The organism is Chryseobacterium rhizosphaerae (genome assembly GCF_003385455.1).
In the GTDB taxonomy this organism is placed as follows: Bacteria; Bacteroidota; Bacteroidia; order Flavobacteriales; family Weeksellaceae; genus Chryseobacterium; species Chryseobacterium rhizosphaerae.
This window is the reverse complement of the sequence record NZ_QNUF01000029.1, coordinates 38,238-64,694: the sequence shown is the minus strand read 5'-3', so window position 1 is coordinate 64,694 and position 26,457 is coordinate 38,238. Positions and strand designations below refer to the sequence as shown.

Annotated in this window: 15 protein-coding genes; 2 read left to right on the top strand and 13 right to left on the bottom strand. The window is 40.2% G+C overall.

Annotated features, from left to right (window positions below; translation table 11 throughout):
• Positions 1 to 240: 240 nt before the first annotated feature.
• On the top strand, positions 241 to 927 hold the full coding sequence (locus DRF57_RS19685) for an NUDIX hydrolase (protein ID WP_115920437.1): 687 nt from the start codon (positions 241 to 243) through the stop codon (positions 925 to 927).
• A gap of 659 nt (positions 928 to 1,586) precedes the next feature.
• Positions 1,587 to 3,311 (top strand): RICIN domain-containing protein, encoded by a 1,725-nt coding sequence (locus tag DRF57_RS19680; protein ID WP_115920435.1) that lies wholly within the window; start codon positions 1,587 to 1,589, stop codon positions 3,309 to 3,311.
• 88 nt (positions 3,312 to 3,399) lie between these two features.
• On the opposite strand, the gene DRF57_RS19675 is transcribed toward DRF57_RS19680, so the two are convergent.
• The 13 genes from DRF57_RS19675 to DRF57_RS19615 form a co-directional block, all read right to left on the bottom strand.
• Positions 3,400 to 5,127: a sodium:solute symporter family transporter gene (locus DRF57_RS19675; protein ID WP_115920433.1), complete on the bottom strand. Its 1,728-nt coding sequence runs from the start codon at positions 5,125 to 5,127 to the stop codon at positions 3,400 to 3,402.
• A 3-nt stretch (positions 5,128 to 5,130) separates the two neighbouring features.
• Positions 5,131 to 6,288, bottom strand: a complete 1,158-nt coding sequence (locus DRF57_RS19670) for an aldose epimerase family protein (protein WP_115920431.1) — start codon at positions 6,286 to 6,288, stop codon at positions 5,131 to 5,133.
• A 27-nt stretch (positions 6,289 to 6,315) separates the two neighbouring features.
• On the bottom strand, positions 6,316 to 7,812 hold the full coding sequence (gene araA / locus DRF57_RS19665) for an L-arabinose isomerase (protein WP_115920429.1): 1,497 nt from the start codon (positions 7,810 to 7,812) through the stop codon (positions 6,316 to 6,318).
• Between the two features lie 39 nt (positions 7,813 to 7,851).
• The gene (locus tag DRF57_RS19660) at positions 7,852 to 8,562 is read right to left on the bottom strand and encodes an L-ribulose-5-phosphate 4-epimerase (RefSeq protein ID WP_002978734.1); all 711 of its coding nucleotides are present in this window, start codon (positions 8,560 to 8,562) and stop codon (positions 7,852 to 7,854) included.
• 26 nt (positions 8,563 to 8,588) lie between these two features.
• Complete coding sequence (locus DRF57_RS19655; protein WP_115920427.1) at positions 8,589 to 10,289, bottom strand: ribulokinase; 1,701 nt, start codon at positions 10,287 to 10,289, stop codon at positions 8,589 to 8,591.
• Between the two features lie 128 nt (positions 10,290 to 10,417).
• Positions 10,418 to 12,406 (bottom strand): alpha-L-arabinofuranosidase C-terminal domain-containing protein, encoded by a 1,989-nt coding sequence (locus DRF57_RS19650; RefSeq protein WP_115920425.1) that lies wholly within the window; start codon positions 12,404 to 12,406, stop codon positions 10,418 to 10,420.
• 52 nt (positions 12,407 to 12,458) lie between these two features.
• The gene (locus DRF57_RS19645) at positions 12,459 to 15,092 is read right to left on the bottom strand and encodes a beta-glucosidase (protein ID WP_115920423.1); all 2,634 of its coding nucleotides are present in this window, start codon (positions 15,090 to 15,092) and stop codon (positions 12,459 to 12,461) included.
• 131 nt (positions 15,093 to 15,223) lie between these two features.
• A complete protein-coding gene (locus DRF57_RS19640; RefSeq protein WP_115920421.1) occupies positions 15,224 to 17,962 on the bottom strand; it encodes a T9SS type A sorting domain-containing protein in 2,739 nt (912 codons plus the stop codon).
• A 262-nt stretch (positions 17,963 to 18,224) separates the two neighbouring features.
• Positions 18,225 to 20,750 (bottom strand): glycosyl hydrolase 115 family protein, encoded by a 2,526-nt coding sequence (locus tag DRF57_RS19635; protein ID WP_115920419.1) that lies wholly within the window; start codon positions 20,748 to 20,750, stop codon positions 18,225 to 18,227.
• A gap of 17 nt (positions 20,751 to 20,767) precedes the next feature.
• Positions 20,768 to 21,988, bottom strand: coding sequence for an SGNH/GDSL hydrolase family protein (locus DRF57_RS19630; protein WP_115920417.1), 1,221 nt, complete (start codon positions 21,986 to 21,988; stop codon positions 20,768 to 20,770).
• Positions 21,989 to 22,223: 235 nt separating this feature from the next.
• Complete coding sequence (locus tag DRF57_RS19625) at positions 22,224 to 24,161, bottom strand: glycoside hydrolase family 97 protein (RefSeq protein WP_115920415.1); 1,938 nt, start codon at positions 24,159 to 24,161, stop codon at positions 22,224 to 22,226.
• 2 nt (positions 24,162 to 24,163) lie between these two features.
• Complete coding sequence (locus DRF57_RS19620; protein WP_115920413.1) at positions 24,164 to 25,540, bottom strand: glycoside hydrolase family 43 protein; 1,377 nt, start codon at positions 25,538 to 25,540, stop codon at positions 24,164 to 24,166.
• A 26-nt stretch (positions 25,541 to 25,566) separates the two neighbouring features.
• Positions 25,567 to 26,439 (bottom strand): alpha/beta hydrolase, encoded by an 873-nt coding sequence (locus DRF57_RS19615; protein WP_115920411.1) that lies wholly within the window; start codon positions 26,437 to 26,439, stop codon positions 25,567 to 25,569.
• Positions 26,440 to 26,457 lie beyond the last annotated feature (18 nt).

Sequence of the window (26,457 nt, the reverse complement as noted above, 5' to 3'; positions counted from 1 at the left end):
GCCTATTTACATGATAATTATTAACCTCAATCCTATTTTTAACATAATTTTAACATTTAATTCATGAATAATTAACCTTATTTCAGTGATATTCTTCATTTTTAGTGATTGTTTTATCTCCCAAAATATCTTTAAGAAATAATTTTAATGAAATAAATCATTCAGATTTAAAAGTGTAAGAATCACATTTATATAAAATTGTATCTATAAAAGCTTTACCTTTGTCATAAAATATAAAAGATGACTGAGGATTACTCCCAATATCCCAAACACCTTGTCGCTGTTGACTGTATTATTTTTGGTTTTGATGGTGAAAATCTTAAAATCCTTTTAGTAAAAAGAAATTTTGAACCACAGATGGGTGAATGGTCACTGATGGGTGGTTTCATTGGCAGTGAAGAGACTTCTGATGAGGCAGCCAATAGGGTTCTTTATACGCTGACCGGTCTTGAAAATATTTATCTTGAACAGCTGAAATGTTATACGGAAATTAAACGTGAGCCGACAGCCAGAATCATGTCTATTTCCTATTATGCACTGATCAATATTGAAAAAGATATTCAGATCAATGAGCAGTACAGTGCAAAATGGGTTGAGCTTCAGAAAGCACCTGACCTTATTTTCGATCACAATGACATGGTAAAGGATGCTGTGGCCAGACTGAGAAGAAGGGCTTCCACAGGACCTATAGGGTTTGAGCTTCTACCTGAAAAATTCACGATGAAGGATCTTCAGAATCTCTATGAAGCCATTTTTGATGAAAAATTTGACAAGCGGAATTTTACCAGCAAGATCAACAGTATGGATATCCTTGTCAACACCAATAAAAAGGATATGACCTCATCCCGAAAAGGCTCTTTTCTTTACCGCTTTGACGAAAAAAAATACAACAAAAAAATTTCGCAGGGATTTATGTTTAAGATGTAATACTTACAACCTGTATAATTTTAGAAAAACTTTTTAGAAAATTGACAATTTAGAGTTGTAAAAAATTCCGCATACCTTTATTAAAATCTCACATAAGTGAGATTTTTTTTATGTTCTTGTGAGAAATTTCAAGCAGGGCAAAAAGTTATTTTGTCTTTTTTTAGAATTATCATAATAAAAATTTATGATAAGGTTTTTTCTTTTTCCCTACCACAAAATACATTATGATTATATGGCTTATAATTCTATTTATGATATGTAATTTTTTGTTAATTTTTAATAAATTATTGTTTTATATTTAATATTATACGTATTTTTATATAAAACTAATAACCATATTTAACTATAACTTAAATTTTAATAACCCCCACGCTTACATACGTAGGAACCCAGAAAAAGAGAAGAAAAAGATTTTCAACTCGGAAACTGAATAGAAATGGTTCCATTGTTATACCGAGACCAGTGTTGAAGAATTAGATAAAGAAAGCCGGGAGACAAGCGGTTAGTCGGTTTAATAGAATATAACAGCAATTCTTATTCAAATCCAGCGTCAATAAATTAAGAAGTTTTACTTATCTGCCCAAAACTCCTGTGCAGGGTTAGGGAATCGAGATACTGATGGCTAAAAACTAAAACCATACCCTTTAAATATATAAATTATGAGAACAAACAAAATGTGGCTACTTCTAGCCTCTCTTCTATTAATCATCCTTTCAAGCTGCTCCCGGATGGAAGAAAAATTTTTACAAGAAGAATCTGAACAAAGCCTAAGTACCAGCGCTAGCGCAAGAGCATTGGCAGCAACACCAATGCTGCATGTTGGAGGCAAATACCTTAAAGATCCCTGTGACAATAATGTTGTCTTACATGGTGTTGCCATAACTCCCAGTCCCTGGTTCAATGGCTGTCAATATGGTGCTAATTCCGGCTACTGTACCTGGGATAATTACAATGTACAGGGTGCTCTGAACTATAATAAAGCTGTCATGAACAAGCTCAGCAGTGCTGCTGATGGCTGGTATCTCAATTACATCCGCCTTCATATTGATCCGTATTGGACCAATGATCCCGGACCGGCCATCCCTGAGAACGATATCTCAAGATTCAATTATAACCGTCTGGTTACTTATACAGATCAGGTGATTATCCCATTGATCAACCATGCCCGAAGTTTAGGAATGTATGTTATCCTACGCCCACCAGGAGTATGTCCAAACCGTATTGCTGTGAACGATGCCTATCATAGCTATCTTAAAACCGTATGGACCTTTTTGTCGCAACATCCGGGCCTAAAGAATGCTGACAATGTGATGTTTGAATTAGCCAACGAACCTGTTGAAATCCTAGGTACAAACGGTACATGGGGAACAACAGGCAATGAGCATTTTGCAGCACTCAAAAATTTCTTTCAGCCATTGGTTAACATCATCCGTAACAATGGAGCCAATAATGTTTGCTGGATACCAGGTACAGGCTGGCAATCGCATTATCAAGGTTATGTCAATAATCAGATCACCGGTGGTAATGTTGGTTATGCTGTTCATATCTATCCGGGTTACTGGGGTGGTCTCAACAACTATCAATCCTTTCAGAACGCATGGAATATCAATGTTAAACCAATTGCAGATATAGCACCAATTGCCATTACCGAGACCGACTGGGCACCTCAGGGATATGGTACCTTCGGCATCGGTACAACAGGTACGGCAGGCGGAAGCGGATTTGGAGCCAATTTAAAATATATCGTGGATCAGTCGGGCAATGTAAGCTGGAATGTTCTTGCCCCGGATAATCTCCTCCACAAAGGCGATCCTAATGCAGGAACGGCCTACAACAACGATTGGGAAGCCTGCGCCGCACCAGTTAAACAGTGGTTCCAGCAATATGCATCCTCCAATTATCCTGTTGGAAACTGTAATACAAACAGCAGCCTGGTCAACAATGGTATTTACGAGATCGAGTTTCAGACCGATGCCAATAAAGTACTTGATTTAAAATCAGGAGAGGATGCCAATGGCGCAGTATTAAGGCCATGGACAAGAAATGGCGCTTCTGCACAGCGATGGGTTGCCATTGACGCAGGTAATGGCTACTGGCGTTTTGTATCTAAAGCGAGTGCATCCAATCGCTGCATTGACCTGGCAAGTAACAGCAATACACTGGGAACTTCAATCCGTCTTTGGCAGAATTATAATAATGACGCACAGGTATGGCAGGTAGTCGCTGTCTCCAATGGTTACTACAAAATCCTATCCAAGGTGGATCCTATACGTGGCTGGGATATCCCCAACTGTGCCATGGACGGCAATTCAAACTTGCACCTTTGGGATTATTACGGTACATCCTGTCAGTTGTTCAAGTTCAAATATATTGGGATGAACTAGTGCGTTAGAAACATCTAAGACCCAAAAAAACAGGATGCTTTTCAGCATCCTGTTTTTTATTATTTCATGTTTCAGTACCCGGTTCAATCTACCAAAACCTTACATATAAGGCAGTCAGTAAAAGCAGTGTCATCACGATCAAAACTAAAGTTCTGTTGTCCACTTTAAACATCGTTGCATCAATGGCAAAGGCTTTAGGATTTACTTTAGGACCCGCAAGACTGATGAGTATCATGGCAATTATTGTGATAAAAAACGACCATCCCATATTGATCAGGAAAGGAATCTCTGTAATGGTATGAACCACTCCATTCTCCAGCTTTTCATAAGTGAATGCCGTATACATCCAGGTTTCTTTTCCGAAAATACCCACAGCAAAACTGTTGAAGAAAATGGCCAGGACGAAACCTAAAATCACTCCTACCAAAGCAGCGGTACCGGTTGTTCTTTTCCAGAACATTCCCAAAAGGAACATGGCAAAAACTCCAGGACTGATAAAGCCCGTATATTTCTGGATAAATGTGAAACCTCCTTCACCACCAATTCCTAAAACGTCTGTCCAAGTAAAAGCCAATGCAACCATCATCGCAATAATAATAACCCAGCGGCCTGTTCTCACCATCTGGATTTCGGTGGCATCTGTTTTAAGGTATTTCTTATAGATATCCAGTGTGAAAATAGTTGAGATACTGTTTACTTTTCCTGCCAGTGAAGCTACAATCGCTGCCGTCAAAGCGGCAATTGCCAATCCTTTAAGTCCCACAGGTAAGAATCCCAATATCGCGGAATACGCTCCATCTTTCACTCCGTTGAATCCCGGAAGGTGTCCTTTGGAATATAATACATACGCTGCAATTCCCGGAAGCATAACAATCACAGGCATGAATAGCTTCAGAAAACCGGCAAATAAAATTCCCGTTCTTGCTGTTTTCAGATCTGCCCCCAAAGCTCTCTGGGTGATGTACTGATTACAGCCCCAATAATTCAGGTTGACAATCCACTGACCTGCAAAATACATGGCAAGACCTGGTAGCACCACATATTTCTGTACCTCCAAATTCTGAGGCATTTCCAAAGTAGTAGTGGTGGTCGTTGGCTTTTCAAGAATCAGCTTAAAATGCTGTGGAGCCTCATTGATCAGGGTATTAAATCCTGCCAGAGCATTCCCTACAGCAGCTCCGTTGATTCTCTGGTCCACAATCTGTAAAGCCATATAAACCGTTGCAAAGCCTCCGATAATAAGGACTGCTACCTGGATAACGTCTGTATATCCTATCACTTTCATGCCGCCCAAGCCAATCAGAAGGGCCATAAGCAGAAGAGCGATCATAATCCCGTGAAGATGTTCTCCTCCCAATAAAGTATCGATGGCAAGAGCACCCAGATAAAGGATGGAAGTAAGATTCACAATAACATATAGAAACAGCCAGAAGACTGCCATGATCAATGAAACAGATTTGTTATACCTTCTCTCCAGAAACTGAGGCATAGTATAGATCTTATTCTTAAGATAGATCGGAATAAACCAGACCGCAATAATGATCAGCGCAAGAGCAGCTATCCATTCGTAAGCGGCAACAGCAATTCCTACAAAAAAACCTTCACCACTCATTCCGATAAACTGTTCAGCGGAAATATTGGAGGCAATTAAGCTGGCTCCGATTGCCCACCAGGTCAAAGACCCTTCGGCAAGGAAATAATCCTTACTTCCTGTAGATTCAGATTTTTTCTTTTTATAGATCCATAATCCGTAGGAAGCTACCACTACGAAATAGATCAGGAATATGATAATATCAATAGTTGCTAATTTTCCCATAGTCTATTTTTTAACGGAGAATTTATAGATGGTTTTAGACTGGTACTTCTGTCCTGGCTTCAGTTCTGTAGAAGGGAAAGAAGGCTGGTTTGGTGAATCCGGGAAATGCTGGGTCTCTAAACAGAATCCTGTTCTGAATCCATTTTTACCACCGGTTTTGGTATCAAACTTTCCGTCAAGAAAATTACCGGAATAAAACTGCACACCAGGCTCATCGGTGAAAACTTCCATCAGTCTTCCTGTACCCTGGTGATATACTTTGGCGATGCTTCTGAGTCCTTTTCCATTCAGAATCCAGTTGTGGTCATATCCTTTCCCTTTTTTCAGCTGATCGTCTTCTGCGCTGATATCTTTTCCGATCGGTTTTGAAATCGTGAAATCAAAGGGAGTATCTTTTACAGCTTTCTGTTCGCCGGTAGGAATCAGAGTTTCATTCACAGGTAAAAACTTATCTGCATTAATCTGCATTTCATGATCGGTAATCGTTTTTGTAAAATTTCCGGACAGGTTAAAATAAGAATGTTGGGTAAGATTTACCACTGTAGGCTTATCCGTCTCAGCCTCGTAAGAAATTTCCAAGGCATTATCGTCTGTAAGCGTGTAAAAAACGGTTGTGGTCAGTTTTCCCGGATATCCTTCTTCACCGTCTGCACTGGTGTAAGATAATTTCAACGTTGGAAATTTTGCATCCTTAACAACTTCAATATTCCAGAATCTGGTATGAAATCCTTCTTTTCCTCCGTGAAGACTGTTGGGACCATCATTTTTATCAATTTCGTATGCTTTTCCTTCCAGTGAGAATTTTGCATTAGCAATCCTATTGCCATATCTCCCGATCAAAGCACCGAAATAATAAGGGTTGCCATCAAAATATCCTTCGGGTTTTGTAAAGCCGAGTACCACATCTTCATATTTCCCGTTTCTGTCCGGAACGGTTAAAGAAGTGATAATTCCACCAAAGTTGATGACCTCAACTTTCATCCCGTTTTTATTGGTCAGCGTGTATTTTTTAATAGAATCGCCTTTTGGCGTAACTCCATAGTCTGAAGTAGAAATGTTCTCCATTTTTCCTGAAATATCCTGTTTATTATTTTCTTTTTTACAGCCGAAAATAATTAAAAATAATAAAATAAAAATGCCGTTATATGTTGTTTTTTTCATAATTATTTACATATTTTTTACAATTAGTTAACGATAATACATTTCGTTCCATCGAAGTGTATTTTTAAAATCACGCATTCTGGTATCTTCATCAATGACTAATGATTCAATGCCTGCTATGTCAGCAAAATCTTCCAGCTGTTCTGCTGAAATATTTTCACTGTAACATGTATGGTGTGCCCCTCCTGCCAGTATCCAGGCTTCTGCAGCCGTATATAAATCAGGAAGAGGTTTCCATAAAACTCTTGCTACCGGAAGTTTTGGCAGCTCTTCTGTAATTTCCAATGCTTTTGTTTTGTTGATCAGCAGTCTGAAATGGTTTCCAAAGTCCATCAGGGCAGCGTTCAGAGAGTCAATATTTCCTCTGGAATTAAAAACAAGACGAACGGGATCTGCTTTTCCCCCGATTCCCAGCGGATGAATCTCACATGATGGTTTCCCGGCTGCCAGCACAGGATCTACTTCCAGCATATGGGAACCTAAAATAGAAGGATTGGAAGGGTCTAAATGATAGGTGTAATCTTCCATAAAAGCATTTCCTCCTTCAAGGCCCTGCCCCATTGTTTTCATGGCACGTACGAGCGCTGCTGTTTTCCAGTCTCCTTCTCCTGCAAATCCGTATCCTTTCTGCATCAGGCGCTGCACGGCAATTCCTGGCAGCTGCTCCAGCCCGTGAAGGTCTTCAAAGGTATCTGAAAATCCTTTAAATCCTCCGTCTTTTAAAAATTTTTCAAGTCCTAATTCAATTTTTGCGGCGGTGTGCAGTGAATTTCTGTTGGCTCCTCCTGCCAAAAGAGATGCAGCCATGTGATAAGAAGATTCATATTCTTCCATAAGGCTTTTTATTTCTCCTTCACTTACAGAATTGATAACGCCTACAAGATCACCGATTCCCCAGGTATTGACTGAAAAGCCGAATTGGGTTTCAGCTTCCACCTTATCTCCATCTGTTACGGCTACAAATCTCATATTATCCCCGAAGCGTGCAAATTTAGCTCCCTGCCAGTCGTCCCAGCCTGCAGCAACACGACTCCAGTCACCGATCTGCTTCTGAACTCTTTCTTCTGACCAGTGCCCTACCACTACTTTTCTGTTCTTTCGGAGCCTGCTTACCATAAAACCAAATTCACGATCCCCATGAGCCGCCTGGTTGAGATTCATAAAATCCATATCCATAGTAGACCAAGGAATATCTCTGTTGAATTGGGTATGCAGATGCAGAAGAGGTTTCTGTAAAATTTTTAATCCTCTGATCCACATTTTAGCGGGTGAAAAGGTATGCATCCACGTGATTACTCCTATACAGTTTTCTGCATGATTGGCTGCTGCAATGGTTTCAAATATCTCTTCGGTGGTTTTTACCGTTGGCTTTACAATAACTTTTACCGGGATGAAAGAAGATTTTTCCAATTCTGCCACAATTTTCTGTGAGTGGTCTGCTACCTGCGCCAGTGTTTCTGGTCCGTATAAATGCTGACTTCCTGTGATGAACCAGACTTCTTTGGTATTGAGAGGTGTTAACATAATTTTGTTGATCGTTAATAGTTGTTTATATTGAAGTGTTTAGTGTTTAAATTCCTGTCCGTAATAAGCATTTTTGCCGTGCTTACGTTCATAATGTTTTTTGATAAGCGAGTCTTTCAGTCGTTCCGCATCAGGGTTTATCTGTCTGGTAAGATAAGCCATTTCGGCAATGGTTTCCAGCACTTTGCTGTTGTAGACAGCCTTCTCTGCATTTTTCCCCCAGGTAAACGGACCATGATTGCCGATAAGAACCATTTCTACTTCTTCCGGAGAGAGCTGTTTTTCTTTAAAGCATTCCAGAATCTGGATTCCTGTATTGTATTCGTAGTTTCCTTCAATCAGCTCATCCCGCATAGGTGGAGCGCAGGGAATATCTGTTGTTAAATGGTCTGCATGGGTGGTCCCGAAAACAGGAATATCCATTTGTGCCTGTGCCCACGCCACGGAATAGATGGCATGAGTATGCGAAATCCCACCGATATTTTCCCAGTTCTTATACAGATAAGCATGGGTCTTGGTATCGGAAGAAGGTCTGAGCCTGCCTTCAATGACATTGGCATCAAAGTCTAAAATCACCATATCTTCCGGCTTTAAAATGTCATAGGGAACACCGCTTGGTTTAATGGCAAAAATGCCTTTATCACGGTCTACAGCACTTACATTTCCGAAAGTATAGACCACCAGCTTCAGGGCATCCAGCTGCATATTGGCTTCATAACATTCTCTTTGGAGTTCTTTATAGGTATTCATTTGAGTGTCATTCAAAAGGTTAATATTCAGGAGTTCTGAAGTTCTTTTCTGTTGTTTTTCAGCTTAGTATTGTATTCTACAAAATCAGCGAGCTTCTGGTATTGCTGCATTAATTCTCTGTATTGCTGTACTTCTTCAGCTTTCGGCTGGTATTCCGCTTCAAATCCGGAGCCCATTTTCATACTGGCTTCCTGAACGGTAGGATAAATCCCTGCTGATACAGCAGCATAAACAGCAGCACCCAATGCGGGAGTCTGATCTGAAGCAGCTACCGCAATTGGCATATCCAGAACATTAGCGAGTGTCTGCATGATAAACGGCGATTTCCTTGCTACTCCTCCGATTCCGATCACTTTATTGATTTTCACCCCTTCCTCTTCAAAACGGTCAACGATCTTTTTAGCTCCGAAACAAATGGCATTAACCAAAGCTTTGAAAATATGGGGTGCTTTTGTTCCCAGAGAAAGCTGGCTGATCGCCGCTTTGAGTTCCTGGTCTGCATCCGGTGTTCTTCTTCCGTTTACCCAGTCCAATGCAATCGGAATACTATCTGAAAGAGGAATTTTTTCTGCTTCAAGGGTTAATTTCCTGATAAGTCCTGCCTCCATTTCATCTGCGAGCTTTGTCTTCTGTTCATCTGAAATACTTTCAGATTGCATCATAACCTGGTGAACCGGCCACATCAGGATATCTTTATACCAGGCCAACACATCTCCAAATGCAGACTGTCCTGCTTCGAGCCCTATTAATCCGGGAATTACGGAGCCGTCAACCTGTCCGCATATTCCTTTAACTGTTGTATCCCCGATAGCTTCTTGTGAGGTCACCATAATATCGCAGGTTGAAGTTCCCATGATCCTGATCAGTGTATTTTCTTCCACCCTGGCTCCTACAGCTCCTGAGTGGGCATCAAAGGTTCCTACGGTAATGATGGTTTTGGTGGTAAGACCGGTTTTTGCAGCCCATTCTTCATTCAGATAACCAGCAATTTCATCTGAAGTATAGGTTTCCCTGTATAATCTTGCTCTGAGCATTCCCAGAAAAGGATCAAGCCTGTTGAGAAATTCTTCGGAAGGTAGACCGTCCCATGACTCATGCCACATGGCTTTGTGTCCAGCAGCGCAACGGCTTCTTTTAAAGGTTGCCAGGTCTTTATGATCTGATAAAAGAAAAGTCAGATAATCACAGTGTTCCATCCAGCTATAAGCTGCATTTTTTACTTCTGCATCTGCTCTGCTGATGTGCAGTATTTTAGCCCAGAACCATTCTGAAGAGTAAATACCGCCTTCATATTTTGTATAATCTTCTCCACCCCAGGTCCTTGCAAGGGTATTGATTTCTTCGGCTTCTCGGATAGCGGTATGGTCTTTCCATAAAACCATCATGGCATTGGGATTCTCTTCAAATCCCGGAACCAGTGCTAAGGCTACTCCGTCACTTGTTACTGGTAACGGTGAGGAACCTGTAGTATCAATACAAATACTGACGATCTGTTCTGTCGGTATTCCGCTTTCTTTTACTACTTCTGAAATAGTTTTTTCCAGTCCTTCAATATGATCTGAGGGATGCTGTCTGAAACTGTTGGCTGAGGGATTACAAAACAGGCCTTCCTTCCATCTCTGGTAGTAGCTGACTGAAGAAGTTATTTCGGAACCGTTTTCAGTATCAATAAGGACAGCCCGTACGGAATCTGTACCGTAGTCCAGCCCGATAACATATTTTTTCATGGTGGTGAAACGTTTTTGATTATTGAGATTTTAAATTCTCCTGATGAGATAAAAACAAATATAAGATTCTATTTTAAATAAATGTAAAAAACACACTTATTTTCTATAACATACTACATAACAGTTTATTAAATTGTTTTCACCTTTAAAACAACCAGAGAATTGGCTGGAATTTCTGTTGAAATTTTACCTTTTTTAGCTTCTGAATTCTCCTCTTTGGGTTTCACAGGTTCAGCATCGAAATTATTTTCACTGGAAAGCTGTGGGGCAGACAGAAGAATTTGGGTCACTTTTTTACCAATTTTCAGAGTTCCGGGGTTGATATTTACCGTTTTTGCCTGAGTATCAGTATTGATCATTTTAATAATCACTTCATTTGCTTTTGTATCCTTCACCGCCGTAGCATATAACTTATCCTGCCCAGATAAAGTTTTTCCGTCATTTTCTATTTTCAATAAATCTGTTCCTTTATTGTTGGAGAATAATTTCTGAACATAATAATTCGGGGTGGCATAGGATTTCAAATTATTGAACCAGATGAGATCAGGAGTCCACTGCCAGCCATCAGCATGGGCAAAAAGCGGTGCGTAGGAAGTCATATAAACCACATCTGCGTTTCTTTCAAGACCGGTCATGAAAGCGGCTTCTGAAAGGGCTGTCAGCCAGTTATTTTTATTATCAGGTTTTACCACTCCTACTGATTGGGCTGCATATTCTCCTGCAAAAACTTTGGGCCCGGAACGGTCATACTGATCATATCTTCCTGCATTTTTCATGAACCATTCTGGTGAATTGTAATAATGTTCATCTACAATCTGTGCGTTAAGCTGCTTCAACTCTTTCCAGCCATATTCGAAGAACTCGCCATCGGGTGACGGTCCGCTTCCGGAGATGATCTTAATGTCAGGATATTTTGCATGAATGGCTTTTTCAAATACTTTATAGCGTTCGATATAATCTGCTCCCCACTGTTCATTTCCCACTCCGATAAATTTTAAATTAAAAGGCTTTGGATGCCCCATTTCAGTACGGATTCTCCCCCATTTTGTTCCGGAATCTCCGTTGGCAAATTCAATCAGATCCAAAGCATCCTGAACATAAGGATCGAGGTCTTCCATTTTGACCAGTTCTGCTGTGTTGAACTGGCATGCCATACCACAACTCAGAATAGGAACCGGTTCTGCACCCAGATCTTCGGAAAGCTGGAAATATTCATAAAATCCCAGCCCGAAAGACTGTCCGTAATCCGGTGTAAGACGATGCGGAAATCCTGTACTCCATTTATTGATAAGATATTTACGGTCTGCCACATTTCCTATTGTTTTTTTCCACTGATAGCGTTCTGCCAAAGTTCTTCCTTCTACAATACAGCCACCCGGAAACCTCAAAAATCCGGGCTGCAAATCATATAGTTTCTGAACGAGATCTTTTCGTAAGCCTCCTTTTCTGCCTTTCCAGGTATCTTGAGGGAAGAGGGAGATCATATCCATGTTCACGATGCCGTTTCCGGTAAATGTAATTCGCAGTTTTGCTTTTTCTACAGTTTGTGGTGATTTAAAAACGGCTGTATATTTCTGCCATCCCTTTCCTTTTATGAGCGTGGAAACTGAAGAAATTTCCTTTCCATTTTCATCAACAAGACTTGCATTTACCGCAGCAATATTTCCTGAAACATTCTCCAGGTCAAAACTGAAATCATATTGTTCTCCCTGATGAAGCCCTATTCCCCTGAATCCTTCATTTTCCAGAATGTAATTTTTATCATTGAAAACGGTAATTCGTGCGTAATTTTTATTGGTCTTGGAAGGGTCAGAATAAATGGTCAGAAACCCGGAATCCAGATTAGGAGAAAGTGTTTTTGTGTTAGGCTGTTTCCAGCCTGTAAATGGTTCGTCAAATTCAAAGCTGCGGTTTTTAATCAGTTCAGCATACAATCCGCCATCTGCTGAAAAATTGATATCTTCAAAAAAAATCCCATACATGGTGGGCTGTATTTTAACAGCTGTAGAAGTTTCTTTCAGATCCAAGTTAAAAGTACGGACCGTATTATTCTGAGCCGAAAAAAAAGCAGCACTAAGGGAAATCGCGATGGAAAATATTTTATTTTTTGTTGTCATAGATCGTATATTTTGAAGCTAAAGCATGTCTCAATTTGTCCTGAATCAATTTTTATTTTACTTTTAGCGGAATACTTTTTAACCCCGCATCATCAGAAGTTCCGCCATAAAAAATGGTATAGTCGCCAGGTTTTGAAACCAGATCATCTGCTTTTTCATCGTAGAACGCAAATGAGTCTCTAGAGAGAGTCAGCTGAATATTTTTTGTTTCTTTAGATTTGATTAAAGCTCTTTCAAAAGCCCTTAACGTTTTTACCGGGGCCTGGGAATCATTATTTCTTTTGATATACACCTGCACTACTTCTTCGCCGTCTCTATCTGAAATATTGGTGACCGGAATTGTGATCATCACATTTTCATTGGTACTGATTGTATTTTTGCTCAGTTTTGAATCTCCGTAAGCAAATTTTGAATAGCTCAAACCATGCCCGAAAGGATAAAGAGGTTTTTCCGTCATATAACGGTAGGTTCTTCCCTGCATATCATAATTTTCAAATCCCTGGTGCTTGCTTGTCTTTGAAAGAGCGTTGTCCAGCTGTTCAAGGTTTTTGTAAAAGGTAATGGGTAATTTTCCGGAAGGGTTATAATCACCTGCCAAAACATCTGCTACGGCCGTTCCTTCTGATTGTCCGCCATACCAGGCGTTCAACAGGGCATCATAATTTTTCTCATCCTGTTCCAATCCCAGCGCACTTCCGGTACAAAGAACAAAAACAATAGGTTTTCCGGTTTTCCTAAGCTCCGCCAACAGGTCCCTCTGGACTTTAGGAAGGGCAATCGAAGTTTTGTCACCTCCTTTGAAGCCTTCTGCATTCACCATCATTTCTTCACCTTCCAGACTTGGAGAAAGTCCGCCTGCAAAGACAATGACGTCTGCATTTTTCACCTTTTCCCTCACCGAAGCAAAATTAACAGGGTCTTTTCTATACACTTCAAAACTGATGCTTACATATTTTCCTTTTTGTGTATGACGCAGTTCTATCTGGTATTCTTTTCCTTTTTCCATTTTTACAGGAAACTCCGAAGGATGTCTTGCATCAGGGCCTTTTCTTGTTGCGATTTCTTCTCCGTCCACGAAAAGAGTATAGATATCGGAAGTGGAAGCAGAAAACACAACCTCTCCTGTATAGGTACTTTTGAAAATCCCTGAAATGATGGCTGAGGTATTTTCTCTTCCTACATTGGGCGCAAGCTGGGTTCCTCCAAAACTGTTGTAGCTGATTGCAGTGGAATTTACGGAAATGTTTGCCGGCTGGCCTTTGAATTCATTGTTATTAAAAAACGCTACTTTTATTCCTTTCGCGCCGTTTTTCTGACTGATGAAATTCTGATAGAGTGAGGTTCTGGATGAAGGATCTGTTACTTCACTTCCTTTTTCGTAGATAATTTCAGCATTTGGAAATTTGGTTTTGATTCCGTCTAAAATCGTGACAATTGAAGAAGGGGTTCCGTTATAGTTTCCTAACTGCATCAATCCGTCATTGGCATTTGGTCCTACAACGGCAATTTTTTTAATACTTCTGCTGAGAGGCAGAATATTCTTTTCGTTTTTCATCAGCACAATTGACTTTTGTGCCATTTTCAGTGCCTGCTTTTTATGTTCTTCAGAATCGACTACAGAATAAGGAATTGTATTCCAGTGAACGGAAGATCTCGGATCAAGCATTCCCAGTTCAAACCAGCCTTCCAGGATTCTGCGCATCGACTCATCAATATCCTTTTCGGTAATCAGTCCGCTTGCCAGAGATTTGCTCAGATTGTTATAGGTATCTCCGCATTCCAGATCTGTCGAATGTTTCAGGGCATCTGCTGCGGTTGTTTTTTCGTCAGGATGGGTGCCATGGTATTTTTTCTGAAAGAAATCGGCCAGTGCCCAGCAGTCTGAGACCACCATTCCGTCATACTTCCATTTTCCACGGAGGATTTCAGTAAGTAAAGTATTGTTTGCACAACATGGCTGCCCGTCAAAAGCATTGTAGGCACACATTACTTCTCTTACGTTCCCTTCCTGAACCAATGCTTTGAAAGCGGGAAGATACGTCTCATACAGATCTCTTTTAGAAATTTCTGCGTTATAGGAATGACGGTTCCATTCCGGTCCGCTGTGTACCGCAAAATGTTTGGCACAGGCGTGGGTTTTAAAATATTTTGGGTCGTTTCCCTGCAGACCTTTTACTGCAGCAACGCCCAGAACAGAGGTAAGATAAGGGTCTTCACCATAGGTTTCCTGGCCTCTTCCCCATCTTGGGTCACGAAAAATATTGATATTGGGTGTCCAGAAAGTAAGTCCTTCGTACCGCCCTGTTTTTAAGGCCTCATCAAAAGATCTGTTGTATTTTGCCCGTGCTTCATCAGAAATCATTTCAAAAGTTTTAAAATGCTCCGGAACATCCCATGTGGCCGCCATCCCGATTGCCTGTGGAAAAACAGTAGCTGTTCCTGCTCTTGCCACCCCGTGAAGTGCTTCATTCCACCATCCGTAGGCAGGAATTTCAAGGCGCGGAACTGCCTGGGAGTTATCCATCATCATTCCTATCTTTTCTTCTGTTGTGAGTAAATTAAGAAGGTTCTCTATTCTTTCATTAACCGGGAGATCCGGATTCCTGAACGGATATTTATAATGGCTCTGAGCGAATAATAAAGGTGCCGCCAATGTTGCATATAGGGTTAATACAATTCTTTTCATAAATATTATGGTTTCATTCTTAATAACTTTTATACAAAGTGCTTTCTGTTTCAATCTTTACTTTACCCCATCATCGGATGGATATGAATAAAGCCACCATAAGCTGATCTTATGATGGCTTTGGATACAATTTACTCCTTGACAAATTTTTGTTTCACCACTGCATTATTTTTTTGAGTAACCTCAATAAAGTAAATACCAGCCGGGAAATCTCCCACATTAATTTGGTTTTTCCCTGAATTTATTTTCAATCCGGATCTGATGACACTTCCTTTTCCATCAAAAATATTGGCAACAGCTTCTGAAAAATCAGAATCAATAAAAAGATCTGCTTTTACCGGATTAGGATATATTTTTATAATCTCTTTTTTAGTTCCAGTAGAAATATTTCTGGCACTTAATGATCCGAAATTTAAAGGAAGAACGTTGGCTGAATAGGCATTCTCTTCTGTAAGGTATGCTTTGAAAGATCCTATTGCAGGTTCACTTCCTGCAGTTACTTTATAGAATCCTGTTACTCCGTTTTCTGTTTTTAAAACATAGGCATTCGCCGGAACTTTGATGCCCTGGTAAACTCCGTTCATTTGATTGACCGTGATTGCTTTGGGTGTGGAAACATTTCCTGTACCGCTGAAAGTAATATTCCCTGTCGCATTGACGATTACCGGAGTATTTGCAGGAATGATTCCATTTGAGATTGCAGTACAGTTGATATTACTTGTATCTGGAGACATCAGATAAGCAGTAACTCCGGAAGGTATATTAGCCTGGAATGGCAAGATAAGGACGTCATAACCATTAAAGGTACGGCTGTAAGAAGCTGTATTGGCTGTGAAGTTAAACGGCACCTGAAAATCCATACCCTGGCCGGAAAGGACAAGATTTGAACAAGCTGTACCTGAAATCACATTATTGGCAGATGAACTTACGTTTGAATTCACATAATAAATGCTATTAGTGTTAGCACTCATAGGCTGCCAGTTATTGGAGGAAGTAATTCCTGCTGCATTTCTGAAGTCTACAGAAGTGTAGTAGCCATTTTCCAGCGCATCCATCAGATAGCTGTCGCTTGCGGAATAGGTCCCTCCAAATTTAGAAGCAATTTCATTACCCACATTGAAATAAACATCTCCCAGATTAATCGTAAGCACAGAGCTGTAATTGGAATTTCTCAATCCTAAAATTCCTTTGCATCCGTCTGTAAGCACCTGTCTTGAAATATCTAATGTAATATCGAAGTTTCCTCCCTGTGGAAAATTAATCTTGCCATAATTATACGATTTTGTTACCCCCTGACTGTTGACATAATATAAAGTTGTATTGTCTGAATAGCTTTGCCCCGCAGTTGTATAGCTGTTTACATGCAGGATCAGTTTATTGTACCTGTCATTAAGCTGAAGATATCCGTTAGCCGCAGTCATATTATTACTGATAAGAGGGCTTGGATTGGAGAACGTCACCGTTGTATTGCTTATATTGAATCCTGTACCAAAAGCTGCAATGGTAGGAGTTTGTGTTTCAATTTTATTATAATGAATATCACCGCCTGTCATGAGAGAAGCAGGCCTATCACCACTTTTATTAAAAACGAAAGTCATGATACTGGAAGGGCTGATATCAGCAGTGGGCCGGAATGTTGCCGTACTCAAAGAAATAGGTGTGCTCACCATATTGGATTGTGTATTGGTCAGTACTTTTGTTCCTGAAGTAGTGTAAAAAGGCAGATCAACCTTTAAACTATAGGAATTCTGAGAAGAATTGATGACCATAAGAACAACCTGATTCCCATCCTGGGAAATGTAGGAAGATCCCTGTAAAACTCCGGTTTTGTCATCCCATTTAGCTTCTATTCTTGTCTTTCCAGTTGTGTATTTGGCATAATGTGAAAGGATATAGCCTCTTTTGGTCATTACACCTGCGGGGGTTCCGTAAGTTCCATCACCCATCAAGCCATAATAACGTTTGGCAGAGTAATGAATCCATGCATTAATATTTCCCAATAATGCATTGTTGACGCTGCCTGCAAAAGTAAATGCATCTGTATTCCAGCTGAAATCTCTTGCCGGCTGTGTGGATGAAGAGTTCCAGTTGATCAGATATTCTGTCTGCCAGATTTCTTTGTTGTAATTCTGGAATTGTTTGTAGGTAGACTGCATAAGCCCGTATTGATGCCCGCCGTACACTTCGAAATTGGCCATTGCCGCAGGATCCAGCAAAGCACTGGCAAAATTATCCGTAAATCCCACACTTTCCGGGGCAATCACTTTACAATTGATAAGCTGTCCGTAATTCTTGATGAAAGTGGTAATTTGCGCAGGAGTCCAGATACATCCCTGATACTGTGCCATTTCATCCGGCTCATTTTGAATAGAAATATAATCAAGCTCCACTCCGTTATTCTGAAGATAGGTAACAAAGCTGTTGAGATAAAGGGCATAATCCTGGTAATTTTCCGGCTTTAAATATCCGATCTGCTGTACTCCATTGGTATCGGTGTACACTGCATTTACATGGTTGTTGGTTTTCCAGGCTGCAGGCATTGTCCATGGCGAAGCAAAAATGGTAAGCCCCATTGATTTGGCAAGCTGTGCTGTAGCCAATACGGAGCTCCAGTTGCTACTGTTTTCGGGAATATAAAGTCTCATAATATTATACCCGCCTTCACTGGAAGCTCCCCAGAGATTCTGAATTTCTGCTGTAGACATATGGTTGTAAGCAAACTGAGGGCTGCAGACAAATCCTCCGAATCCTCTGATTTTCTGATAAGCAGTATTCTTATCAATTTTCACTGTAGTAAGCTGGCCTTGCAGCATCAGACTGCAAAACAGAGCTATAGAATGAATGGTAACAAGACTTAAAATTTTTTTCATAATGTTTTGGTTTAAATATTCGTAATTTTGTGTGTAAACAATTGAAATAAAGGCAATAGAATCCCCCTCAAGACAGTTAATTTTCAAAAACCATCAGGAAAATACCCCGAATTATATCAGGCAGCGATCTGTTAAATAAAGTTGCTTACAAAATCATCCGCTGTTCTTTTTCTTCATTCTCTGTCAGGGAACTGTATTTTAGATTGGAATGTAAATTGAGATTACTGATTCATAATTAAAGTGTTGTTTCTTATTAATATTGTTATTTAGTTAACATTTCACTTTCGGGAGCTCCCAGGTAAGAAGGCTTTAAACCTCCGGTATTGATCAATATTTTTTCCAGGACAATGCCAGGTTCAAGCACTCTGAAACGTAAAGTATGTTTTCCGGACTGCAGAACCGAATGTTTGGTAATGGATTTAATAATATGTTCGGACTGCCATCTTCCCAATTCTCCTTTATAATGGCCATTGAAGTTGACAATTTGCGGAGTTTCGTTGTCAAAAGAAATTTCGTAGCGGAGTCCTTTATTATGATTAAAATTTAAAGTCGGAGCTAATAATAATTGGACTTCAAACTCACCTTTTGATTCAAAATTGATATCATATTCCAGCCAGATATTTTCATCGCTTTTAGGATATGCATTCTGCGGAAATGTTGTCACTCCCGACTTTGTTTTTCCAAAATCAGGAATCACTTCCCAATGGATTCGGTCAGAATTACTCATTCTTGCAAAATTTTCTGCTTCAATGGAAACATAGCCGTTTTTCTCCTGAAATATTTTTTCTTTGGGAACCTTGGCTTCAGAAATATAGGTAACTTCAGGCATTATATTTTTTTTTCCGTCTGCCCAGCTTTTATATCCTATTCTCATCTGATCCATCATATGCTTCCATTTGCCGCCGGCAATCACATTATTGTATTGATTATCCAGATAAGCGTTTCTTTCAAAACATGTCTTCACTTTATCTGCGTAGAAATTGGCTCCCGGATCTTTTTTCGCTGCCAGTTCCCTGTTGTTTGCCACCGCATAATACATTTCGTATAAATTACTGCATGCATCAATCGGATACAAAACCAACTGATAATAGGCATCCTGGTATTCAGCAGGAATCTGCTCTTTCAACCGTAAGGCTTCTACAGCCAATGCTCTGTAATCATTTAAAACTGTTTCAAATTCATGATAATTCTGAAGGCTGTACGTTTTACTGTCAAGGGTTTCAGGAGTTACTCTTCTGTTGTATTTGGCATAAAGATTAATCATCCTCGCAATTTCTCTTGCGTGTTTATCTCCAAACTGCTGGGCAACCCATTTTTCGGTATATTCCAAAAGGTTTTTAGCATTAAACTGCTGTGGATTCCAGGCCATTTCCAGAAAAAAACTGATCGGAAACTCCATGGGTTTTAAATCTCCTACATTCACGACCCAAAGCTTATCTACTTTATGTTCATAGGAAAGATTCATCTGTTCCCAGACTCTCTGGATGGGACTGATGTTAATCCATTTGGAGTTTCTCGGGCCACCTACATAATCAAAGTGGTAATAGATTCCATAGCCTCCTTTATGCAAAGGTTTTGAAAGGTCCGGAAGCTTTCTTACATTTCCCCAGTTATCATCACAGAACAGCAGGATCACATCATCCGGAACCCTAATTCCCTTATCATAGTAGTCCTGAACTTCTTTATACAATGCCCAGACCTGAGGAGTTTTCTCAGCCTTTTTCCCGGTAACATCAGCGATGATTTTACGCTGGTCTTTTACAATTTTCTCGAGCAGGGAAATATTGGTTCCTTCTCCCATTGCTTCATCACCATCACCTCGCATTCCTACTGTAACAAGTTTTTCCCAGTTTTTGCTTCTCTCCATTCCGGATCTCCAGAATTTCTGTAAAACTTCAGCATTTTTAGAGTAATCCCAGACATTCGGCAGATTATTTTTTTTAATATACCTGTGCCAGTCGGTCTGTGCCAAAGCCATAGGCTCATGGTGGGAAGTTCCCATGACAATACCCATTTCATTTGCTAAAGGGCCGCTCAGAGGATCGTCGTCATAGAATGCTTTCCCCCACATTGCCGGCCAGATATAGTTTCCTTTAAGGCGCAGGATCAGCTCAAAAACTTTCTCATAAAACTTACTGTTTACTCCGCCAAATGTTGCTCTGGCCCATCCTCCCAACGAAGGCTCTTCATCATTAAGGAAAATACCGCGATACTCTACCGCAGGCTCTCCATCGGTATAGATTCCTTTTTTAAAGTATAGATTATCTTTTTTCTCAACCGGAACATCTGCCCAGTAATACCATGGTGAAACACCTATCTGCTGAGACATTTCATAGATCCCATAAATGGTTCCCCTTTTATCACTTCCTGCGATCACGATAGCTTCGGAAACACCCGGAAAAGGATTACTGACATTCTGAATGATATATTTTTCTCTTTTCCCTGTTAATATTTTTCCATCCAGCTTTTTTTGCCTGATTAAATCATCAATGGCTTTGCTTTTACCTGCTTCCCCAATAATAATGATCATTCCGTTCAATCCAGAGTTTTGGGAAATAAGATGAGGCTGAACACCGGTTACTTTTTGAAAATCAGATTGAAGATTCGCAACAGCACGCAGAATTCCTTTATCCGAATCACTGTCTGAAAAAAGCATCAAACCTGAATTGCGCTCTTTCAATACCACCGAATTTTCTGTTTTGGCAAAAGAAATAAATGGTTCGGCTGCTTTTACAAAAAATATAAACAACAACGTAAGAAACAGCGAAATGTTTTTTGTAAAATTCATACTATATCTTTTTGATTTTAATTTTTAAATAAGTTCAGATCCACAAGTTCTCCCATTCTTTTGTAACCGGCTTCATTGGGATGAAGGAAATCATGGTCGTGCATATCATTTAAGATGACCTCTGGATTTTCACTTTGCATTTGTTTTGCAAAATCTATGACGGCATCAAACTTCCCGCTGTTCCTGATCCAGTCGTTTACTTTTTTCCAGGCCTCGATACGGAAAGGTTTGTCGTAGAATGACTTTCCGAAAGGAAGAATCGTTGCTCCGTACACTTTGATTCCGTTAGCATGTGCCTTATCGATCATCACCTGGTAAGCGGTAATCAGTTCTTCTGTTCTTTTGGAGGCGTCATCAGGATCTCTTGTTCCTCCCAGATCATTCACTCCTTCCAGAATGATCAACCATTTTACGCCCTGCTGATTGAGGATGTTATAATCAAAACGGTCTAATGCCGTAGGGCCTAAACCGCCACGCACTACGCAATTCCCACCAATTCCGAAATTAAGAACACTTACATTCCCGGTTGAAGGATTTGCCAGTAACCGCTGCGAAAAAATATCCGGCCAGCGATTCTGTCTGTTGGTTCCTGATCCTCTTCCGTCGGTAATAGAATTTCCCATAATAGCCACCGCATGTGAGGGTTCACTGGTCTTTACATCGATGTTAAAAAGCGAATACCAATGATCTGTTTTTACAGGATTTTTAAATACCGCAGCATTGGACTGCTCACCTTTAACAATAAAAGAGGTTGTTCTTGAACCCGGATGTCCGGTGACAGATTGGGTTACTTTTGTATAGGAAATTGTAATAGCCAGCAACGAATTAGACTTCAGGTTAAAGTTCACTTCATCAGAATAAATATCAGATCCGGGAGCAATTTTAAAACTGTTTTTCTTCTCAAACGTTAATGATCTGATGGTGGCTGCATCCACATTCCTGCTATCGGACGGCACAGCAATAGAAACTGCTTTTACTGCAAGGCTGTCTGCAGAGTACCTGTTGGAAAAACGTAACCGTAATTTTTTTCCACCCACAGATACACGGACAATCTGACGCAGGGTATTCCCCGAAAGCCCCGGTTCCGGCGGAAGATTTTTGGGTTCCACCAATTGGGGAGCCGTTGCCCAGGTAGTGAGCCACTGATCTTTGGATGAATGCTTCTCCAAACTCTGGGAGGAAGAGCAGGAAACCAAAAATCCCGAAATGATAAAGATGTATAAGTTTTTGAAGCGCATTTTTTCTGTTTTTCGTTATCAATCTTTAATTTCTTACTACAAATCCTCCGTCGGGGATTTTCTCAGTACTGATAAACGGTTCTGCAGCATAGATCTGCAGGCAAAACCCAAACAATGCAATAAGAAAAATATTTTTAAATGATTCATAATCAGTTTTTATTTAACCTTAAAAAATCTGTATTCTTTTAATCTCTTCAAACCTTATAGGTTTTAAAAACCTATAAGGTTTACTTCTTTAATTTTTCAGTACAAAACCACCCTGCGGCTGGATTTCAATCGTAAAATCACCTTTTGCATTCACTTTTACTTCTTTCTCTGATGAATTTCCTTTTGCATCATCATTGATCAGTTTTATGGTTTTTCCGGCGAACATCGGAAGCTTCATTTTCAGCTTTTTAGATTGTTTTTCTGCATTCACACCAGCTGCATACCAATGATCCGCATGTCTTCTCGCAACCACAGCATATTTCCCGGGATAGCCGTCTATGAAAACTGTCTCATCCCAAAGTGTCGGAACTTCTTTCATAAAACTGAGCTGAAATTCCGGAGCATCGGTCAGGTTATTCGGCATGATGCCAAACATCTGAACGGGATTCTGAAACAGGACTGCTGTAGCCAGCTGAAAACCATCTGTGGTATGTCTTTTATTTTTGTCCCTGTTGGATTCTGTCAGGTATTTATTGAGGAAAGTACCTCCGAATTCCATACTTCCCACTGTATTTCTGATGAAAGGATGAAGTGTGGCAAAAAAAGCTTCCTGTTTCCGTACATCTTCTGAGAAATAAAGCATTTCTGAGGCAAGAACGGCTTCACTTCCTGCGTAATTCGGGTACATCACTTCCCAACCTCTCGGGACAGTGGCTCCATGGAAAATAATGGTTAATCCATAATCGTTGGCATCCGACAGAATATCTTCGTAAAGACGCATGGTTTCCTGTTTGTCTCCTCCGAAGAAATCCACTTTCAGTCCTTTTACTCCTGCTTCCTTCAGCCATTTCATTTCCTTTTTACGTTCAACGGATGAGCTCATTTTATTTCTGGGTCCCATGGGCGCATCATTGGCCGCTCCGTTGGAATTATACCAAAGCAATACCCCTACATTTCTGGATTTTGCATACTGAATAAGTTCTTTTATGCGGTCTTTGCCTATATTTTTATCCCAAAGCGCATCAATGAGAATAAACTGATATTTCAATGCAGCAGCAAGGTCTATGAATTTCACCTGATCATCATAGTTCATACTTTTATCCTGCCAAAGAATCCAGCTCCAGGTAGATTTTCCGAACTGATAATCATGTAAAGGCTCATACATCGGATCTACCACATCAAAAGGAATGGTGGTTTCTACGACAGGTTTCAAAGAACTGCCCACGGTAATTGTTCTCCAGGGTGTTTTTCCGGGAAGTGAGACTGCTGCTCCGATACTTCCGAAACCGTTATTTTCAGCAATGTTCGGATAAGCTACTTTGTAAAGATTTTTTTCTGCTGTGGTTTCAAGGTGTGAAGCACAATACGAACTGTTCACTCCTGTCTCGGAAAGTAATACCCAACCCTCATTTCCGATATGGAAAAGACCAGGGAAAACGTATCCGTAATCAGACGACATTCCCATCTCAGCATCGGCTTTATAACCGCTTTCGTAGCTTGGTGCTGTACGGGCAAAACCTGTCATTGGCTTCATCATAGGTGAAAGAAAAGTAGTTGTCTGTATCGGGAATCTATAACCTGTAGTTTCTGACTGCACCACAACACTCAGCCGTTCTTTCATCAGTGGAATATGGTAGCGGAAAGCAATATTGTTGTTGCTCACCTGAAATTCAATGCCTATCTGATGCTGGTCTGCATTGATGAAATTAACCGATAAAGTATTTGCCTTATAATCAATCTCAGATTTTTTGATCTTTGCATTTGTATATTTCTTAGAAACCAAGTCTTTTTGGCTGTCAGTAAATTTCAGATTCTTTGAAAAATCGGACTCATTGGTTACCAGGCCCAGCGGGGATTTTTCAAGCATTATTTTTTCCTGAAGGATAACATTATACCATGCTTTTCCATCTTCTGAAAAGACATGAAGCTTCAGGTGTCCATCAGGGCTTGCAACTTCTGCTACCTGCGCAAAACTTTTGCTGATCAGAAAAAAACTGAATAGAAGATATAAAACTTTTTTTCTCATGATTAATTATTTTCAAGAAAGGTCCAGTAATCGAAATACATAATATCTGTTGAGGCTTTGCCATTGAATACAAAGTACAGATCATGAACACCAGTAATCTTTTCGGTAATCTGAACTTTTACCGTTTCCCAGCGGTCATCTCCACCAGTCATCGGAACCTTTACCGTCGCGGCAACCGGTCCGTTCACAGCATCCAGATGAATGGTCATTGTGACGTCACTGTTATGGGTTGTTCCTACCCTTGCAGAGAAAGCACTGGCTCCTTTTTTTCGGAAATCCACATTCTTTACACTGGTATAAGCACCATTTTTCTTTGCTTTGATGAAAACACCAGCCTCTTTATTCTGATAAGATTTTACATTTTCTGACCAGGCAATCATTTCTGCCTGATTGAACGAATAGGGATTAACTGCAGCAATAGCTTTTGTAATTCCATTGGTCATTTTAAAGGGTGAAATAGAGCCATCTTTATTGAAAGTAAGCTCTTCCAGACTTACCGATCTTGTAAACCCGCTTCCGCCCGGCAACGCACCATTGTGATAAAAGAAATAGGTTTTCCCCCGGAAATCAATAACACCGGGATGATTGGTGAATGACTTTCCTTCAGCAGGCATGATAATTCCTCCATATTTCCAAGGGCCTTGCGCAGTTTTGCTGGTAGAATATCCTATGAATTCAGGAAGCGGACCACCCGGCCAGAAAAGATAATACAGATTTTTTCTTTTGTACAGCCACGGGCCTTCTTCATATTTTGTTGGCCTTTCCGGATTGGGTTTTCCATCTCTTTTTCCAAATGATTCTTCTGTCATCGGGACTTCTATGATATTTCCGGAATAGGAAATCATATCTTCATTCAGCTTGACATATTTCAATTTGGGATTTCCCCAGTACATATGGGCCTGGCCTTCATCATCCACAAAAACTGTAGGATCAATATCTCCCCATTCGCTCTGAACCAGAGGTTTTCCCAATGGATCATGAAAAGGCCCCAACGGACTGTCGCCTACAGCAACCCCTATAGCGCCTTTGTTATTGGTTTTTGACCACATCGGAACATACATAAAAAATTTCCCATTCCTTTCTATGCATTGTGCGGCCCAGGCATCACGTTTTGCCCAATCAAAATCTTTATAGGAAAGAACCGTTCCGTGGTCTGTCCAATTGACCATATCATTGGTGGAATAGACTTTCCAGTCGTTCATGGTAAACCAGGTGGACTCATCTTCATCGTGTGTGGTATACACATACAGTCTGTCATTATAAACCATCGGTGCGGGATCTGCGGTATAATTGGTCTGAATGATAGGATTCTGAGCAAATCCCATCGAAAATAAACCTACTATAGCAATGCAACTGATATGTATTTTGCGGATATTCATAGAACAGAGAATTTGGATGTAAACTTTTATTCTGACTTCAGCATGAGATTAATATCTTCCTGCTTTATGGGTTTGAAAAGAAGTTGTGAAAACAGATACAAATCATTTTTCCAGACTTTGAAATCGTGACCACCCGGCTCTACATAAAAAATATGAGGAATCTTATTTTCTGTAAGATAGTCGCTTGTTCTTTTACTGAAAGGCATCAGTCTGTCCTGATCTCCGCATGAAATCCAGAGAAGCTTTAATTCTTTAGCTTTGAACGGATCAGGAAGAAGCTGTTCAGGCTCTTTGGTATTCGGAGCTGCGGAAAAAGCACCTACCCAGGCGAACCTGTCGATATTTCCCAACCCGAAATTCAGGGTCTGTCCACCACCCATAGAAAGTCCGGCAATGGCTCTGTCATTTCTGTCTTTTTTAACCGGATATTTTTTTTCTATAAATGGAATCAGATCATTCAGCAGATCTTTCTCAAATGTTGCAAAAGCCTCTACTTTATCTTTTGCCATGATATCTCCTGTTGCTCTGTCATCTTTCATAGCCCTTCCGTTAGGCAGTACAACAATCATTGGAGTAAGTTTTCCTTTGGTATACAGATTATCTAAAATAATATGGGGATTTCCGTTTCTGAACCATTCTTTTTCATCTCCCCCAATACCATGAAGCAGATATAAAACAGGATACTTAGTGCCTTTTTTGTATCCGGGAGGAGTATACACCAATGCTTTTCGCGTAGTACCAACCGTTACTGAAGAATATTGTATGGTATCAATCTTTCCGTGTAGAATTTCTTTTTTCTCCGTATCAAAATCCTGTGGTACTTTTTTCTCAAAAACTTGCGCAGAAATAAAAACTCCTGACAGCATGAAACCTAATGATAATACAACTGATTTATTCATGATTTTTTATTTGTATTT